This window comes from Streptomyces sp. NPDC001493 (assembly GCF_053597235.1).
In genome coordinates, this window is the sequence record NZ_JBSFHV010000001.1 from 351,838 (window position 1) to 367,997 (window position 16,160).

At 71.9% G+C, this 16,160-nt stretch carries 13 protein-coding genes; 6 read left to right on the plus strand and 7 right to left on the minus strand.

Features of this window, described 5'->3' with window-relative positions; translation table 11 throughout:
* Positions 1 to 43: 43 nt before the first annotated feature.
* Positions 44 to 1,261, plus strand: a complete 1,218-nt coding sequence (gene glgC, locus ACWCWD_RS01430; protein ID WP_450769301.1) for a glucose-1-phosphate adenylyltransferase — start codon at positions 44 to 46, stop codon at positions 1,259 to 1,261.
* A 144-nt stretch (positions 1,262 to 1,405) separates the two neighbouring features.
* On the opposite strand, the gene ACWCWD_RS01435 is transcribed toward glgC, so the two are convergent.
* From ACWCWD_RS01435 to ACWCWD_RS01455, 5 genes are all read right to left on the minus strand, one after another.
* Positions 1,406 to 1,861: an ATP-binding protein gene (locus ACWCWD_RS01435; protein ID WP_450769666.1), complete on the minus strand. Its 456-nt coding sequence runs from the start codon at positions 1,859 to 1,861 to the stop codon at positions 1,406 to 1,408.
* Positions 1,862 to 1,969: 108 nt separating this feature from the next.
* Positions 1,970 to 2,413 (minus strand): response regulator, encoded by a 444-nt coding sequence (locus tag ACWCWD_RS01440; protein WP_327179446.1) that lies wholly within the window; start codon positions 2,411 to 2,413, stop codon positions 1,970 to 1,972.
* Positions 2,410 to 4,035, minus strand: coding sequence for a sensor histidine kinase (locus ACWCWD_RS01445; protein WP_450769303.1), 1,626 nt, complete (start codon positions 4,033 to 4,035; stop codon positions 2,410 to 2,412). Before ACWCWD_RS01445 ends, ACWCWD_RS01440 begins: the two co-directional genes overlap by 4 nt.
* Complete coding sequence (locus ACWCWD_RS01450; protein ID WP_450769304.1) at positions 4,028 to 5,302, minus strand: PP2C family protein-serine/threonine phosphatase; 1,275 nt, start codon at positions 5,300 to 5,302, stop codon at positions 4,028 to 4,030. Before ACWCWD_RS01450 ends, ACWCWD_RS01445 begins: the two co-directional genes overlap by 8 nt.
* 149 nt (positions 5,303 to 5,451) lie before the next feature.
* Positions 5,452 to 6,372, minus strand: a complete 921-nt coding sequence (locus tag ACWCWD_RS01455) for an RNA polymerase sigma factor SigF (RefSeq protein WP_450769667.1) — start codon at positions 6,370 to 6,372, stop codon at positions 5,452 to 5,454.
* A 341-nt stretch (positions 6,373 to 6,713) separates the two neighbouring features.
* On the opposite strand from ACWCWD_RS01455, the gene ACWCWD_RS01460 reads away from it, so the two are divergent.
* Together ACWCWD_RS01460 and ACWCWD_RS01465 are read left to right on the plus strand one after the other, a co-directional pair.
* The gene (locus tag ACWCWD_RS01460) at positions 6,714 to 8,195 is read left to right on the plus strand and encodes an SDR family NAD(P)-dependent oxidoreductase (protein WP_450769305.1); all 1,482 of its coding nucleotides are present in this window, start codon (positions 6,714 to 6,716) and stop codon (positions 8,193 to 8,195) included.
* Between the two features lie 398 nt (positions 8,196 to 8,593).
* Entirely contained in the window at positions 8,594 to 8,767 is a 174-nt protein-coding gene (locus ACWCWD_RS01465) for a hypothetical protein (protein WP_390961156.1), read from the plus strand.
* Positions 8,768 to 8,875: 108 nt separating this feature from the next.
* Here ACWCWD_RS01465 and ACWCWD_RS01470 read toward each other — a convergent pair whose 3' ends face one another.
* Together ACWCWD_RS01470 and ACWCWD_RS01475 are read right to left on the minus strand one after the other, a co-directional pair.
* Positions 8,876 to 10,315 carry a lipase maturation factor family protein gene (locus ACWCWD_RS01470; protein ID WP_450769306.1) on the minus strand — a complete coding sequence of 480 codons (1,440 nt, stop codon included), beginning with the start codon at positions 10,313 to 10,315 and terminating at the stop codon, positions 8,876 to 8,878.
* Between the two features lie 92 nt (positions 10,316 to 10,407).
* Positions 10,408 to 10,914: a DUF1990 family protein gene (locus ACWCWD_RS01475; protein ID WP_450769307.1), complete on the minus strand. Its 507-nt coding sequence runs from the start codon at positions 10,912 to 10,914 to the stop codon at positions 10,408 to 10,410.
* A gap of 242 nt (positions 10,915 to 11,156) precedes the next feature.
* Here ACWCWD_RS01475 and ACWCWD_RS01480 point away from each other — a divergent pair, with 242 nt between their 5' ends.
* From ACWCWD_RS01480 to ACWCWD_RS01490, 3 genes are all read left to right on the plus strand, one after another.
* Positions 11,157 to 12,287, plus strand: a complete 1,131-nt coding sequence (locus tag ACWCWD_RS01480) for a DUF6777 domain-containing protein (RefSeq protein ID WP_450769308.1) — start codon at positions 11,157 to 11,159, stop codon at positions 12,285 to 12,287.
* Positions 12,288 to 12,373: 86 nt separating this feature from the next.
* Complete coding sequence (locus ACWCWD_RS01485; protein ID WP_450769310.1) at positions 12,374 to 14,530, plus strand: SpoIIE family protein phosphatase; 2,157 nt, start codon at positions 12,374 to 12,376, stop codon at positions 14,528 to 14,530.
* A 205-nt stretch (positions 14,531 to 14,735) separates the two neighbouring features.
* A complete protein-coding gene (locus ACWCWD_RS01490; RefSeq protein WP_450769312.1) occupies positions 14,736 to 16,106 on the plus strand; it encodes a wax ester/triacylglycerol synthase family O-acyltransferase in 1,371 nt (456 codons plus the stop codon).
* The last annotated feature ends 54 nt before the right edge of the window (positions 16,107 to 16,160 follow it).

Genomic DNA, 16,160 nt, shown 5'->3' on the forward strand with positions numbered 1-16,160 from the left:
CCACCGGCAAAGGCGCCGGTGGAGGTCGGACAAAGGGGCGGCGATGCGCGGTGGACCTTCGGTGCTCGGAATCGTACTCGCGGGAGGGGAGGGAAAGCGGCTGATGCCGCTCACCGCCGACCGGGCCAAACCGGCGGTGACGTTCGGCGGCACGTACCGGCTGGTCGACTTCGTCCTGTCCAGCCTGGTCAACGCGGACGTGCTGCGCATCTGCGTACTGACCCAGTACAAGTCGCACTCGCTGGACCGGCACATCTCCACGACCTGGCGGATGTCCAGCCTGCTCGGCAACTACGTCACACCGGTGCCCGCGCAGCAACGGCTGGGCCCGCGCTGGTACTTGGGGAGCGCCGACGCCATCCTCCAGTCGCTCAACCTGGTCCACGACGAACAGCCGGACTACGTGGCCGTGTTCGGCGCCGACCACGTCTACCGCATGGACCCGCGCCAGATGCTCGCCAAGCACATCGACAACGGGGCGGGCGTCACCGTCGCGGGGATCAAGGTGCCGCGCGCGGAGGCGTCCGCGTTCGGGATCATCACGCCCGGCACCGACGGCACCCAGGTCGAGAGGTTCCTGGAGAAGCCCACCGACCCGCCCGGTCTGCCGGGCGACCCCGACCGGGTCTTCGCCTCCATGGGCAACTACCTCTTCACCACGAAGGTCCTGGTGGACGCGTTGCACCGGGACGCCGAGGACCCGCACTCGGTCCACGACATGGGCGGCTCCATCCTGCCGATGCTCACCGCGCGCGGGCAGGCGCAGGTCTACGACTTCGACGAGAACCACGTGCCGGGCGAGACGTCCGTACAGCACGGCTACTGGCGTGACGTGGGCACGCTCGACGCCTACTACGACGCCCACATGGATCTGCTCTCCGACCGGCCGGCCTTCAGCCTCGACAACCGGCGCTGGCCCATCTACACCCACGCCGGTCCGCTGCCGCCCGCGAGAATCGTGGCCGGCGGGATCGCGAGCGAGTCGGTCATCAGCCCCGGCTGCGTGATCCGCGGCCAGGTCTCCCGGTCGGTCCTCTCGCCCGGCGTCGTCGTCGCCGAGGGGGCCGTCGTCCAGGGATCGGTGCTGCACGACAACGTACGGGTGGGGCGCGGGGCCATCGTGCGGGGAGCGATCCTCGACAAGAACGTCGACGTGCCGCCCGGCGCGGCGATCGGCGTCAACCCGGAGCGGGACCGGGAGTACTACACGGTCTCCGGCAACGGTGTCATCGCCCTGGGCAAGGGCCAGCCGGTGCGCTGAGAGGCGCCCCCGCGCGTCCGGGCCGAGCCCGCCCGTCCAGGAGCCGCGGCGTCGCGGAGCCGAGGTTCTTCGGAGCCGGGGCTCTGCGGGGTCGGGGCTCTGCGGGTCGGGGTTCTTCGGGCCGGGGCTCTTCGGGGCCGAGGTTCAGGAACCGAGGCGGAACTCGGCCCGGATGCGCTTGCCCACCGGGACCGCCTCCGCCGTCACCCGGTCGCAGAGCGCCACCACGATCTCCATGCCGTGCCCGCCGAGCCGCGCGGGGTCGGGGGAGTACAGCACCGGCAGCGCGGTGCTGCTGTCGTAGACCGTCACGCTCACGCTCTCGGCGGTGCCCTCCAGCTCCAGGAGGTACGGGCCGTGGCTGTAGCGGTCCGCGTTGGTCACCAGCTCGCTGACCGTCAGCAGCAGATCGCTGCGGGTGTGGGTGCCGAGCGGGGCGAACCACTCGGCCGCGAGCCGGGTCAGGAACCGGTCCGCCAGGGCGCGCGCCTGCGCGATGCACCCGGGCTCACCGTCGAACACCTCCGCCGTCAGCAGGACGTCGGTGCAAGGGATGCCAGGTCCGGGTACGTCCGGCAACGAAGCGGCCTGTTCGTTCATGTGCTCCAGCCAGGGCCCGGCGGGGGAGGTGAGAGTCGTTGTCACGGGAGCCGTCTACCCGGGCCGGGGCATCCCACTCCTGGTGAATCCGGAAAACCGGCGGCGGGCTCACGTACGCCCGGGAAGCCGCACCACCGTCACGAAGAAGTCGTCGATCTGCCGGACCGCGGCGATGAACTGGTCCAGGTCCACCGGCTTGGTGACATAGGCGTTGGCGTGCAGTTTGTAGCTGCGCAGGATGTCCTCCTCGGCGGAGGACGTGGTCAGCACCACCACCGGGATCGTGGCCAGCTCCGCGTCGCTCTTGATCTGCTCCAGCACCTGGCGGCCGTCGTACTTCGGCAGGTTCAGGTCGAGCAGGATCAGGTCGGGCCGGGGAGCCCCCGCGTGCGGGCCGCGCCGGTAGAGGAAGTCCAGCGCCTCCTGCCCGTCGCGCACCACGTGCAGGGTGTTGCGGATCTTGTTGTCCTCGAACGCCTCCCGCGTCATGAGCTCGTCGCCGGGGTCGTCCTCCACCAGGAGGACCTCGATGGGCTGTACGGAACTGGTCACGTGGCATCTCCCGAGGGGACGGCGAGCAGGGCGGGAGCCAGGAGTTCCGCCGTGGTGTGCGTGGGGGCGTCCGGGCTGACGGGCAGGGTGAAGTGGATCAGCGTACCCTCGGCCGGCTCCGGGTCCAGCCAGATCCGGCCCCCGTGGAACTCGATGATCTTGCGGCAGAGGGAGAGCCCGATGCCGGTGCCGTCGTACGCGTCCCTCGCGTGCAGCCGCTGGAAGATGATGAACACCTTGTCCGCGAACTCCGGCGCGATACCGATGCCGTTGTCCGCCACCGTGAAGTGCCACACCTCGTCCTCGCGGACACACCCCACCTCGATCCGGCAGGGAACGTCCGCGCGGCGGAACTTCACCGCGTTGCCGATCAGGTTCTGCCACACCATCGCCAGCGTCGTGGAGTCGCCCAGCACCTCCGGCAGGGGCTCGTCCCGGACGACCTCCGCCCCGGCGTCCTCGATCGCCAGCGTCAGATTGGCCAGCGCGCGGTCGAGCCCGCGCTCCATCTCCACCGCCTGCCAGCTCTCGTGCACCCGGCCCACCCGCGAGAAGGTGAGCAGGTCGTTGATGAGGACCTGCATCCGCTTGGCGCCGTCCACCGCGAAGTCGATGTACTGCTTGCCGCGCGCGTCCAGCTCCTCGCCGTAACGCTTCTCCAGCAGCTGGCAGAAGGACGCCACCTTCCGCAGCGGCTCCTGGAGGTCGTGCGAGGCGACGTACGCGAACTGCTCCAGCTCCGCGTTGGAACGCCGCAGCTCCTCCGTCTGCTCGGCGAGCAGCGTCTCCCGGCTCCGCGACTCCGCGAGCTCGTCCACCAGCCGGACCCGCATCGACTCGACGGCCGAGGCCACCGACCGCACGTCCGAGGGACCGCGCACGTCGATCTTTCCCACGTACGTCCCCGACCTGACCTCGTCCGAGGCGGCGCGCAGCCGGTTCAGCGGCCTGCCGACCACCCGGTGGAAGAGCAGGCTCAACGCCACCACGGAGGCGAGGAACCCGGCGATCAGCGCCAGGAGCACCCGGTCGCGGGTCGCGCGGGCGTCGTCCAGCTGGTCACGGGCGTGGTCACGGGCCTGGTCCAGGTGGTCCTGCTGGACACCGTAGAGAGCGCGCAGCGCGTCGAACTCCGTCTTGCTCTGCAGCAGCGGCGCCGACGCCTCACCGGTGGGACCGCTGGCCCGCACCGATCCGATCAGCGGCTCCGCCTGCGAGGTGCGCCACTTCGCGGCCGCCGCCGCGATCCGGTCCAGGTCACCGGCGTACGGCTGCTCGGACCCGACCAGCTCCCGCACCCGGGCCAGCCGCTCCTTCTCGTCGCGTTGACCCTGTTTGTACGGTTCGAGGAACGAGTCGTCGCCGGTGAGCACGAAGCCCCGGACACCCGTCTCCTGGTTGAGCAGCGCGTTCTGGAGCTGGAACGAGGCCGAGCGCGCCGGCTGGACCCGGTCGACCAGCTCGTTCGTCCGCGCGGACATCTCGCTGAGGACCACCGAGCCGATCACCAGACAGGTGACGACCACGACGACGAAGCCGCCCAGGATCAGGTGGACCCAGCTCTGCACCGACAGCCGTGAGGCGCCTCCAGCGCGTATGGGCTTCCCCTGGGGGTCAGCCATTGTTTTCCACCTTTCCCCAGCTCAGATGCAGTACGGCCACGTCGTCCGCGAGCCCGCCCCAGGGCGCCGCCCCGGCCGTGGCCCCCGCCACGAGGGCGTCGATGAACGGCCGGGCCGCCAGCTCCGAGCAGCCCTGCGCCATCGCGAGGAGCCCCTCCTCGCCGAGGCGGCTGTCGGGGCCGGTACGCCCCTCGAAGAGGCCGTCCGTGAAGAGCACCAGACTGCTGTCCGGGCCCAGCGCCAGTTCGCTCTCCGACCAGTGCCGCGCCCCCGGCAGCAGCCCGAGCGCCATACCGGTCTCGGGCTCCACCCAGGAGATCTCGCCGCCCTGGCGCAGGAGCAGCCCCGGGTGACCGGCGCGCACGATGCCCACCCGGCTCCCGTCCGGAGTGAAGGTGAGCGTGGTCACCGTCGCGAAGAGGTGCGGGTCGGAACGCTCCGCCACCAGTATCTCCTCCAGGAGATTGATCTGGTCGAGCGGGCTGGTGCCACAGAGCACCGCGGTACGCCAGGCCACCCGTAGACACACCCCGAGCGCGGCCTCGGCGGCGCCGTGGCCGGACACGTCCCCTATGACCGCGTGCACGGTGCCGTCCGCCGTCTGCACCACGTCGTAGAAGTCACCGCTCAGCAGGGCGTGGACCCGACCCGGTTCGTAGCGGGCCACCGCCTCGAAGCGGTCGTCCCGCAGCAGCGGCACGGGAAGCAGGCCCCGCTCCAGCCGGGCGTTCTCCTGCGCCATCTGCTGATTGGCCCGCAGCGCCGCCGCGGCCCGCTCCACCTGCTTGCGCTGGAGGGCGTACCGGATCGCGCGGCCCAGCGTCTCCGGATCGAGCCGGCCCTTGGCCAGGTAGTCCTGGGCGCCGTTGGCCACGGCCGAGAGCCCGGTACCCGCCTCCGTGAGTCCGGTCAGCACCACGATGGCCGCGTCCCCGGACGCCTCCACGATCTGCGTCACGGCGTCGAGCCCGTGCACGTCGGGAAGGTGCAGATCGAGCAACACACAGACGGGGGTGCGGCAGGTCCGCAGGAACTGTCGTGCCTCCGCCAGCGTCTTGCACCAGGTGAGGGAGGGGTCGAGGTCGCTGTCGGAGAGCATCTCCTCGACCAGGAGGGCGTCCCCGGCGTCGTCCTCCACCAGAAGGATCACCGCGTCCACGCCCCACACGGAGCCGTTCGCGGCCGCGACGGCCGTCGTCTGCTGAGCGGGAACCGCGGCGGGTCCCGCCTGACGGACCGGCACACCCCTCGTGGGCAGCTCGGTCACACTCCACCCCCTCATAAGGAAGGCGCGGGTCTCCCCGCACCGTGCCTGGAAGCATAAATGACCCACGTCCGGTGCCGGAGCGCCGGACGTGGGTCCCGGGAGGGCCGGCCGGAGCGAGTCCGGCGGCTGCTACCCGACCGAAAACGGTCCTACTCCTCGACGGACATCCCGGCGCGCAGCCGCGCCACGATCCGGCTCAGCAGCCGGGACACGTGCATCTGTGAAACGCCCAGCTCCGCGCCGATCTGCGCCTGGGTCATCTCCTGCCCGAACCGCATCTGCACGATGCGGCGCTCGCGGTCGTCGAGCTGCTCCAGCAGCGGCGCGAGGGTGTGCAGGTTCTCGACCGTCTCCATGGCGGGGTCCCGCTCGCCCAGCATCTCGGCGTAGGCCCGCTGGTCCTGGCCGTCGTCGCTCTCGGAGGACGGGGTGTCGAGCGAGCCGGCCGAGTAGCCGTTGGCGGCGACCAGACCCTCGATGATCTCCTCCTCGGAGAGGTCGAGATGGGCCGAGAGCTCCTTCACCGTGGGGTCGCGGTCCAGCTTCGCGGAGAGCTGCTCCTTGGCCTTGGCCAGTTCGACGCGCAGCTCCTGGAGCCGGCGCGGCACGTGCACGGACCAGGTGGTGTCACGGAAGAACCGCTTGATCTCACCCACGATGTACGGCACCGCGAAGGTGGCGAACTCCACCTCGCGGGAGAGGTCGAACCGGTCGATCGCCTTGATCAGGCCGATCGTGCCGACCTGGATGATGTCCTCGGTGTCGTCCCCGCCCCGGTTGCGGAACCGCGAGGCCGCGAACCGCACCAGTGAGAGATTCATCTCGATCAGGGTGTTGCGGGCGTACTGATGCTCGCGGGTGCCTTCCTCGACCGTCTGGAGGCGGTCGAAGAAGATCTTCGAGAGGGCCCGCGCGTCCTGCGGGGCCACCTTCCCGGCCTCTTCGATCCAGGGCAGTTCGCCCTGGCCGGTCTCCGTACCGATACCGGCAGGTGCCCGCGTCCCGGCCCGGTCGTGCAGCGACGCCTGCGCGGCGCCAGCTCCGGTGGTTCGCAATGACATCGCCGTCATGGTGTCGCCCTCCCTGTTGCCGTAGCTGTCGGTCCGGCGTCTGCCCGGGGATTCCGGAGTCATGCCTGCCGATTTCAGAAACTTTCGAGGAGATCCGGTCGGCGCGGTGAGTGGGCCGCGTCACCGGCCACCCGGGCCGCGCCCGCCTCCGCGCGCGCGGAGCATTTGTACACCCGGACGGAGGAGGGTTGCGCCCATGGCAGACTTGACCGGGTGTCCGGGCCCGCGACGACCGGTGGCCCGCGGGGCAGGCGGTGTCCGGCGGAACGTGGCCGGGGTCACGACGACCTGACCGACTTCGATCCGCCGACACCACCCAGGACGACAGAGGAAGCAGCAGCATGACGGTGACAGAGGAAAGCCAGGGACTCGCGCCCGAAATCGAGGACTTCGGTCCCGGTATCGCTCCGGAGCGGCTGGCCGTCTGCCTGAGCGTGCTGGACGAGCTCGACTCCATCGACGTCGACCACCCGGACGCCATCACGGTGCGACGCGCCACCGCCGGGATCTACCGGACCGTGAAGCAGCGCCGCCGCCAGGAGCGCCGCGCCGCCAAGACGGCCCACGACAAGGCCGTCACCGAGGCGACCGCCACCGGCTCCGCCGAGCGGATCGACGACGAGACGCAGGGCGTCCTGCCCTCCTCCTCGGCCACCGCGGAGATCGCGGGCATCCTCCAGCGGCCGCGGTCCTGCTACATCTGCAAGACCCGCTACACCGAGGTGGACGCCTTCTACCACCAGCTCTGCCAGGACTGCGCCCGCGAGAACAGGGCCCGGCGCGACGCGCGTACGGACCTCACGGGCCGCCGCGCGCTGCTCACCGGCGGCCGGGCGAAGATCGGCATGTACATCGCGCTGCGCCTGCTGCGCGACGGTGCCCACACCACGATCACCACCCGCTTCCCGAACGACGCGATCCGCCGCTTCAAGGCGATGCCGGACAGCGACGAGTGGATCCACCGGCTGAAGATCGTCGGCATCGACCTCCGCGACCCCGCCCAGGTCGTCGCGCTGGCCGACTCCGTCGCCGCCGAGGGCCCGCTGGACATCCTGATCAACAACGCCGCGCAGACGGTACGACGGTCCCCGCAGGCGTACAGCGAACTGCTCGCCGCCGAGTCGGCACCGCTGCCCGCCGGAGAGCTGCCGCCGGCTGAGGTCATCGGCACCTTCGGCAGCGGCAGCGTCGACCGGGTGGCCGCGCTGCCCGCCGCCCGCAAGGAGGGGCTGACCGCCGACGACGTCACCGGTCTGGCGCTGGTCACCGGATCCGCCTCGCTGGAGCGCATCGCGGCCGGCACGGCGATCGACGCGGGCGGGCTCGTACCCGACCTGCACCACACCAACAGCTGGATCCAGACGGTGGAGGAGGTCGAGCCGATCGAACTCCTGGAGGTGCAGCTCTGCAACTCCACCGCGCCGTTCATCCTGATCAGCCGTCTGCGTCCGGCGATGGCCGCTGCCGCGGGCCGGGCGTACGTGGTCAACGTCTCCGCCATGGAAGGCGTGTTCAGCCGCGGCTACAAGGGAGCGGGCCACCCGCACACCAACATGGCCAAGGCCGCCCTGAACATGCTGACGCGCACCAGCGCCCAGGAGATGTTCGAGAAGGACCGCATCCTGATGACGGCCGTCGACACCGGCTGGATCACCGACGAGCGCCCGCACCCGGACAAGATGCGCCTGGCCGAGGAAGGCTTCCACGCCCCCCTCGACCTGGTGGACGGCGCCGCCCGCGTCTACGACCCGATCGTGCGCGGCGAAGCGGGCGAGGAGCTCTACGGCTGCTTCCTGAAGGACTACGCCCCCGCCGGCTGGTGACACCGGCCTGAAGCGTGCTGTCGAAGGACGGCCGTACCCCGACCCGGGGTGCGGCCGTCTTGTCGTCGTCCCACCTGTCCCACTCGCCCTCGCGGCCCCCTGAGCCCCTGCCGCGACCCCGCTGAGCGGCTTCATTTGGCCGAAAGTGACCCAAGGCACACGTTCTGTCGAGCGGGATGCCGCTCATTTGGTTACGCTGGGGCGAACGGACGGCACCGAGGGATCCACGAAGCTTCCTCGATCGTCCCGGGACAGGCCTGCAACCAGGCCGTCGTCCCGCCCTGTACCGGCGCCACCGCGACCGAATGCCCATGCCCATGCCCCTGTGTGCGGCGGTCCGCGGTGGAGAAGCCGCGGTACCCCACTGCCGGGGGTTACGCGACGCGAAGGAGTGCGCGGTGACACCTGAACTGACGACAGACGAGAAGCGACCGGCCGAACGAACCGGCGATCGGGCCCGCAGGCCCGAGAAGCTCCGGAACATCGAGGTCTGGGCCAGGTCGGCCCCGATCCGGCTGGCCGGATACGAGGACGACCTCGCCGAACCGCACATCCTGCCCGGCATCGACTGACCCCCGGTCTCCCGTCGTGCACGAGAGCCCCGGTCCCCGCCCCGACGGGCGGGACCGGGGCTCTCGCACGTCCGGAGCGGGCGGCGCGGGGCCGCCCCCTCGCTCCGGTCACCCGGAACCCTCCGGCGGCCGGAGCGGCAGCGGTCGGCGCGCCGGGCGCATGAACTCCCGTACGTAGGTGCGGTGCCACCACCGCCCGGTGCTCCGCAGCTCGGCGGCGTCGGTGAAGTGGTACCGGTACACCGACGCCCGCACCTGGGCGGGCGGCCCTTCCGGGAAGGGGTTGTGGCCCAGCAGCCGCAGGGTGTCACGGTCCCCGCGCAGCAGCCGCTCGGTGAGCGGACCGAACCAGGAACGGGCGTACGCGGGGGAGAGCGCGGCGAACCACATCATCCAGTCGAGCCGCAGATGGTACGGGGCGAACTGGCGGGGGAGACGCCCCGGATCCCCCGGCTTGCCCCGGAACCCGTACTCCCGCCAGCGGGTGCCCGGGTGGATCACCGTGTCGTCGGTTCCCTCGATGACGACTTCGAGCCGAACCCTGCTGATGCTGCCGAACGCGCCGTAGGTGTTGACCAGATGGAGCGGGTCGTAGGAGCGGTTCATCACCTGGTGACGGGAGAGCAGATTGCGGGCCGGACGGTAACCGAGCACCAGCAGAAGGACGGTGACCGCGCAGACCGTGATCTCGTACCAGAGCGGGGCGGCGGGCTGGCGCCGGGAAGAGCCCGCGAGCGCGGACCAGTCGATCGCCGGGAGCGCGAGGGTGACCGTGAGCCAGTTCAGCCAGGCGAAGTTGCCGGAGAGGATCAGCCACAGCTGGGTGACGACCATGACGGCCGCCGCCACGCCCGCCACCGGCTGAGGGGTGAAGAGCAGGAAGGGGACCAGGAGTTGGGTGACGTGATTGGCGGCCACCTCCACCCGGTGCACCGGGGCCGGCAGGTGGTGGAAGAACCAGCTGAGCGGGCCCGGCATCGGCTGCGTCTCATGGTGGAAGTCCAGGCAGGTCAGCCGGCGCCAGCACTCGTCCCCGCGCATCTTGATGAGACCGGCCCCGAACTCCACCCGGAACAGCAGCCAGCGCATCAGCCAGAGCACGAGAACCGGCGGCGCCGTCCTCTCGTTGCCGAGGAAGATCGCCAGGAAGCCGGTCTCCAGCAGCAGCGACTCCCAGCCGAAGCCGTACCAGACCTGCCCGACCTGCACGATCGAGAGGTACAGCGCCCAGGGCAGCGCCCACAGGAGAAGGGCACCCCACAGTGGCAACAGGCCGTCCAGCCCGGCCAGGAGCGCGACGGAGACCGCGCAGCCGGACCACGCGACGGCGGCGAAGAAGCGGTCCGAGTAGTGGAGCCGGAAGAGCCCGGGAGCGGTGGTCCAGCGGGTGCGCCGCAGCAGTTCGGGCACCGGCAGTATGCCCCGCTCGCCGATCAGCGCGCGGAACTGGAGGGCGGCGGTGAGGAACGCGGTGAGATAGACGGCGGCGAGAGCCCGCTGGAAGATCAGCCTGCTCAGCCCGTAGCCGTCCGCGGTGAACCAGTCCACCGGCGTCAGTATCGGTCAGCCCGGCCCGGCGCCGCGTGACCGACGCGGCGAGCGTGGCGACCCGCGCCCCGACCCGCCGCCCCGGCGCGGGCTCAGGTGGCGGCGATGCGGCGCAGTGTCCGCCCCAGGTACCGGGCGTAGCTCCGCTGGAGCACCCGGACGAGCGGCCCGGCCAGGCGGGTGTACCAGAGAGCGGGCCGGGAGAACGCGGTGACGTCGAACCAGACGGTGCCGTCGTCCGCCAGCTCCACGACGAAGGACTCCTCGCCCCGCTCCGGATGCCCGACGAGCGTTCCGTACGCGAAGCCGATGCGCTCGCCGGTGTACTCGGTCCACACCACTTGGCAGGGAGCCTTGACGTGCAACGGACCCAAGCGAAGGGTCACTTCGACGGCCGCGCCCACCTCCGCGCGGTCGGCGGAAGCCGCGACGAGGAACCCTGTGGCGCGGTGCATGCGCCACTCGGTCACTGCCGCGCCGGCCGCCTCGAACGAGGCGCGGCCCCGGCCCACCGGGGCGCGGTGGTGCAGGTGGTCGTACCCGCGCGGCAGCGGGCGCCGACGGGTGGCGCCGGTCTCCGGGTAGGTGAAGGTGTGCACGTCGGGCTTCCCTCTGTTCGGCGCCCGGCCGAGGTGCCGCGGGCGCGGCTCGGTGATCCGGCCTTGAGCCTAGTACCTCTATTGAACGCGTTCAAGACTGCGCCGGGCGGCCGTATCCCGGCTTGCGACCGGTATCGAGGTGCGTCAGACATGAGGGGACCCACCACCCCCGTACGTACTGGCAGGAGAGCACCGTGCGCTCGTCCCGACAACTTCCGTATGCCCTGTCCGCCGTGGTCTCCGTGGCAGCCCTTTCCGCGGCCGGATGTACCGGTGCGCCCGGCGCCGCGCGGCCCGCCGCGACGACCGTCGGCCACGAGGTGGTGCTCCAGTCGGCCGCCGCCCGGGGGCCGGCGCCCTTCACCCGGTCCACGGCCGGAGCGGTCCCCGGGGCCGAGGACGCGCGGCCGCTTCCGGCGGGCGGTGCCCCCGCCGCCGCTCCGGCCGTCCACACCGTCACGGGCGACGCGGCGGGGCTGTACGGAGGTGTCCGGAACACGCCCAGCTGCGACGTGGGCGCGCAGGCCGATCTGCTGACCGAGGACTCCGCCCGGGCCCGGGCCTTCGCGGGGGTGGCGGGCATCGAGGCGGTGCAGATTCCGGGATACCTGCGCGCGCTGACCCCGGTGGTGCTGCGGGCCGACGTACGGGTCACCGACCACGGCTTCGCCTCGGGCGCCCCCACCAGCTTCCAGACCGTGCTCCAGGCGGGCACCGCCGTGATGGTCGACAGCCGGGGGCTGCCCCGGGTGCGCTGCGCCTCCGGCAACCCGCTCGCGCCCGCGATGCCCCTCACGGGACGGATCGCCGACCGGGGCGAGCGCTGGGCCGGGTACGCCCCGGAGCGGGTGCTGGACGTCGCCCCCAGCTCGGAGGTGCTGGAGAGCCTGGTCATCGCGGACCTCGTCGAGGGGGCGTGGATCGAGCGGCCGGTCGGCGAGGGCGCCGAGGACAAGAACCCCTCCGTCCCGCCGGCGGCCGGTCCGGGCGACAGCTTCTTCCCCTTCTCGCCCGACGCTCAGGACGGAGCGCAACAGCCCGGCAGCGCGGCGGATTCCGACGCCGCCGCCACCGGCCCGGACGGCGCCCCCGCCCCCGGCTCCCCGGACTCGGGCGATGCGCCCGCCGACGGCCTGCCGGACTTCACGGGGGATCCGTACGCGGACCTGCCGGACTTCACCGGTGACCCGTACATGGATCTGCCGGACTTCACCGGTGACCCGTACGTGGACCTGCCGGACTTCACGGGCGGCCCGTTCGCCGATGGCCTGCCCGACTTCACCGGGAACGCGGACCCGGGTTTCCAGGATCCCGGCGGTGACCCCGATGACCCCGGTCAGGCGGACGCGGAACAGGAGACGTCCACGGCGTGACCGGCCGAGGCCGCATCGCGTTACCGGGGCCCGCCCGTCTCGCGAACCGCTCGAAGAATCGGACAAAGGGTGGCAGAGTGGCCGACATGGATGATCGGGTAGCGGGTGCCCTGTCATTCCCGGAAGACTGGCCCGCCCACCCGGACCTCAGCCTCGCCCTGAACCGTATGGGCAGCTTCGACTGGGATCTGGACAGCGGCCTCATGCACATGGACCAGCCCGCACTGGACGTGTTCGATCTGCGGGCCGAGGAGTACGACGACCAGCCGACCTCCCTCTCCCCGCGGGTGCCCGAGGAAGAGGGTGCCCGGCTCGACGCCATGGTCAGGCAGGCGCTGACAACGGGACGGGAGAGCTACGGCGCCTACTTCCGCTGCCGGCTCCGCGACGGCTCGCTGCGCTGGACCCACACGCAGGGGTTCATCCGCCGGGACGCCGAGGGCCGGCCCCGCCGCATCCTGGGCATCGTCCGGGACGCCTCCCAGGAGCTGGCGGACTCCGCCGCGCGTCAGGAACTCGACGAGGAGCGGCGCCGGCGGACCAGCCTGGTGCAGGCCACGTCGGCCGCGCTCGCCAGCGCACGGACGGTGCAGGACGTCATCGACGTGCTCAAGAACTCCCGGGGCCTGGCCCACCTGGGGGCGACCAGCCTCGTCATGGGGCTGCTGGAGGCCGGGCGCATCCACCTGGTGGCGGACGGGCCCGAGGGGTCGTTCGTGCCGGGCACCCGCTACACGCGGGTGGACGAGCGCTACCCGATGAGCGAGGTGCTGCGGACGCTGGACCCCCGGTTCATCGAGACCTCCGACGACTTCGCCACCTCGTACCCCGAGCTCTGGGAGCAGGTCGGTCATCTCGGGATCACCTCCGCCGCCTATCTGCCGCTGATCGCCCAGGCCCGCCCGATCGGCGCGCTCGGCCTGCTGTACAACGACCGGGTGGGCTTCGCCGCCGACGAGCGCAACCTGCTGGTCTCCCTCGGCAGTTCGATCGCGCAGAGCCTCCAGCGCGCGATGCTCTACGAGCAGGAGCACGACCTCGCCGAGGGGCTCCAGCAGGCGATGCTGCCGCGCCGCATCCCGGAGGTGCCGGGCGCGCAGGTCGCCGTCCGGTACCGCTCCGCCCGGATGGGGCGCGACATCGGCGGGGACTGGTACGACGTGATCCCGCTCCCCGGCGGCCGGGTCGGCGCCGTCATCGGGGACGTGCAGGGCCACGACACCCACGCCGCGGCCGTGATGGGACAGCTCCGGATCGTGCTGCGCGCCTACGCGGCCGAGGGGCACAGCCCCGCCACGGTCATGGCCCGCGCCTCCGTCTTCTTGCACGAGCTGGACACCGACCGCTTCGCGACCTGTAACTACGCGGAGGTCGACCTGACCACCGGGGTGATGCAGATGGTCCGGGCCGGGCACATGGAACCGCTGGTCCGCAACCCCGACGGGAGTTGCCGGAAGCTGTTCGTCGAAGGCGGCCTGCCGCTCGGGCTCTCGGCCGAGTTCGGCCGCCTGGACTATCCGGTGAGCACGGTCGAACTCGACCCCGGGCAGACGCTGGTGTTCTACACCGACGGACTGGTGGAGCTGCCCGACACGGACTTCGACGCCGGAATGCGGCTGCTGACCGACATGGTGCGGGGCGGCCCGCAGGACATCCGGCGGCTGGCCGACCAGCTCTGCGATTCGGTCGACGAGCACGGCGGCGAGGACGACGTGGCGGTCCTCCTGCTGCGCCGGGACGCGGCGCCCACACCACAGCCCGGCGGGCGGCTCCGGCAGCACGTCGCCCAGAACGACCCGGAGGCACTGAGTTCCGCCCGCCACATGATCAGGGCGGCGGTCCGCGCCTGGGGCGCCAGGGAACGCGCGGACGAGATCGAACTCGCCGCCGACGAGCTGATCACCAACGCCCTGATGCATACGGACGGCGGCGCGATCGTCACCATCCGGATCCTCGCCGGAGGCGAGCGCCGGCTGCGGGTGGACGTGGAGGACCGCTCCAGCGCGCTGCCGCGCCGCCGCGATGCCGGGGACGCCGGAGTCTCCGGGCGCGGGCTGATGCTCGTCGACCGGCTCGCCGACGTCTGGGGGGTGGAGTCGCGGGGCGGCGGCAAGTGCGTCTGGGGCGAGTTCCTCATCCCCGAACGGTTCGACCGGCCGGGGCGGCCCGGCCGCCGCGAGCCCCACGAGCTCCCCGACCGGCCCGGCGGCACCGGACGGTTCGGTCCGCCCCCGCGTTCCTGAGCCCCCTCGCCCCGTCCCTCGTCCGGCGTCCCTCGCCCCAGGCCTTACCCGAACACGGGCCGGACTTTGCCGACCCCTGAACGGACTTCAGCACTACTTGACGGTAGCGGAACGTAACATGTCCGTTCTTGACCGTAACTGGCCGCCGTGGTTTGACTGGGGGCGCACGGCGGTCCGCTTCCCCCCCGATGACATGAGGTCCCCCATGGGTACCGAACTGCTCGCTCCTCTCGATCTGGCCTTCTGGCACCTGGAGTCCGAGGCCCACCCGATGCACCTGGGTGCGCTCGCCGTCTTCTCCCCGGTGCCGGGCGGCCCCCAGCAGGACGTGCTGGAACTGCTCCGGGAGCGCGCGGCCGCCGTCCCCCGGCTCCGGATGCGGGTACGGGACGTCCTGCTGCCCCTCGGCGGTGCGGCCTGGTCCACCGACAAGGACTTCGACGTCCGCCGCCATGTGCACCGCGCCGCCCTGCCGCCGGGGGACTTCATGGCGGCGGCGACCTCGCTCGCGGGCGACCTGATGGAACGTCCGATCGCCCGGGGGCTGCCGCCCTGGGAGATGTACCTGCTGGAGAGCGGCTCCGGCGACGGTCCGTTCGCCGTGCTGGTGAAGCTGCACCACGCGCTGGCCGACGGCATGCGCGCCGTCGCGATCGGCGCGGGCATCTTCGACGAGATCGCGGCCGTCGCCTCCCGCCGCGCGACGGCCGTACGGCGCACCCCCGTACCGCCGCGCTCCTGGATGCCCGGCCCCCGGGAGGTCGCCGGTCTCGCGCTCGGCCGGCTCGAAGAGGTCGGACGGGCGCTGGGCGTCGGGGCCTCCGTGGTGCGCGCGAGCCGGCTGGCGCCCGGCGGCGCCCTGGCGGCAGGTTCCAGCGGCACCCGGCGGCTCGTCACCGCAGACCTGGACGCCGAGGCCGTGCAGCGCGTCCGCAGGGCCGAAGGCGGTACGGCCAACGACGTGCTGCTCGCCGTCGTCGCCGGGGCGCTGAGGCGGTGGATGACCGGGCGCGGCGAGGAATTGCCGGGCAGTGATCCCCGGGCTCTGGTGCCCGTTTCGCGCAGGCGCCCCGGCGGAGCCGCCCAGAACGGCAACCGGCTCTCCGCCTATCTCCTCGGCCTCCCGGTCTCCGAGCCGGACGCCCGCCGCCGGCTGAGAGCCGTACGCATCGCGATGGAGCGCAACAAGGCGGCCGGTCCGCTGAAGGGTGCGGGAGCCGTCGCCGTACTGGCCGACCGGCTGCCGCCGCTCGCCCACCGCTTCGGAGCCCCCCTCGCCGGGAACGCGGCCCGGATGCTCTTCGACCTCCTGGTCACCAGCGTTCCGCTGCCGCGCGCCGAACTCTCGCTGGGCGGCTGCCCGCTGCGCTCCCTCTACCCGATGGCCCCGCTGGCCCGCGGGCAGTCCCTCGCCGTGGCGCTCTCGACGTACGGCGGGCGGGTGCAGGTCGGCCTGGTCGCCGACGGCCGGGCACTGCCCGACCTCGACCTGCTCGGAGCGGCGATGACGGACGAGCTCGCCGCGCTCCAGGAGCTCGCCGGGGCGCCCCTGCGGCGCCTCAATCTGGTGGAGTGATCGGACTGATTCCCGGCGAAGGGAGGAAATGAGCAGCGTCTGTCCGGTTGACTT

Excerpts from the sequence above, each read along its gene's own strand:
- glgC (WP_450769301.1), top strand. The coding sequence starts at position 44 with ATGCGCGGTGGACCTTCGGTGCTCGGAATCGTACTCGCGGGAGGGGAG.
- ACWCWD_RS01435 (WP_450769666.1), bottom strand. The coding sequence starts at position 1,861 with ATGAACGAACAGGCCGCTTCGTTGCCGGACGTACCCGGACCTGGCATC.
- ACWCWD_RS01460 (WP_450769305.1), top strand. The coding sequence starts at position 6,714 with ATGACGGTGACAGAGGAAAGCCAGGGACTCGCGCCCGAAATCGAGGAC.
- ACWCWD_RS01490 (WP_450769312.1), top strand. The coding sequence starts at position 14,736 with ATGGGTACCGAACTGCTCGCTCCTCTCGATCTGGCCTTCTGGCACCTG.
- ACWCWD_RS01455 (WP_450769667.1), bottom strand. The coding sequence starts at position 6,372 with ATGACGGCGATGTCATTGCGAACCACCGGAGCTGGCGCCGCGCAGGCG.
- ACWCWD_RS01485 (WP_450769310.1), top strand. The coding sequence starts at position 12,374 with ATGGATGATCGGGTAGCGGGTGCCCTGTCATTCCCGGAAGACTGGCCC.
- ACWCWD_RS01445 (WP_450769303.1), bottom strand. The coding sequence starts at position 4,035 with ATGGCTGACCCCCAGGGGAAGCCCATACGCGCTGGAGGCGCCTCACGG.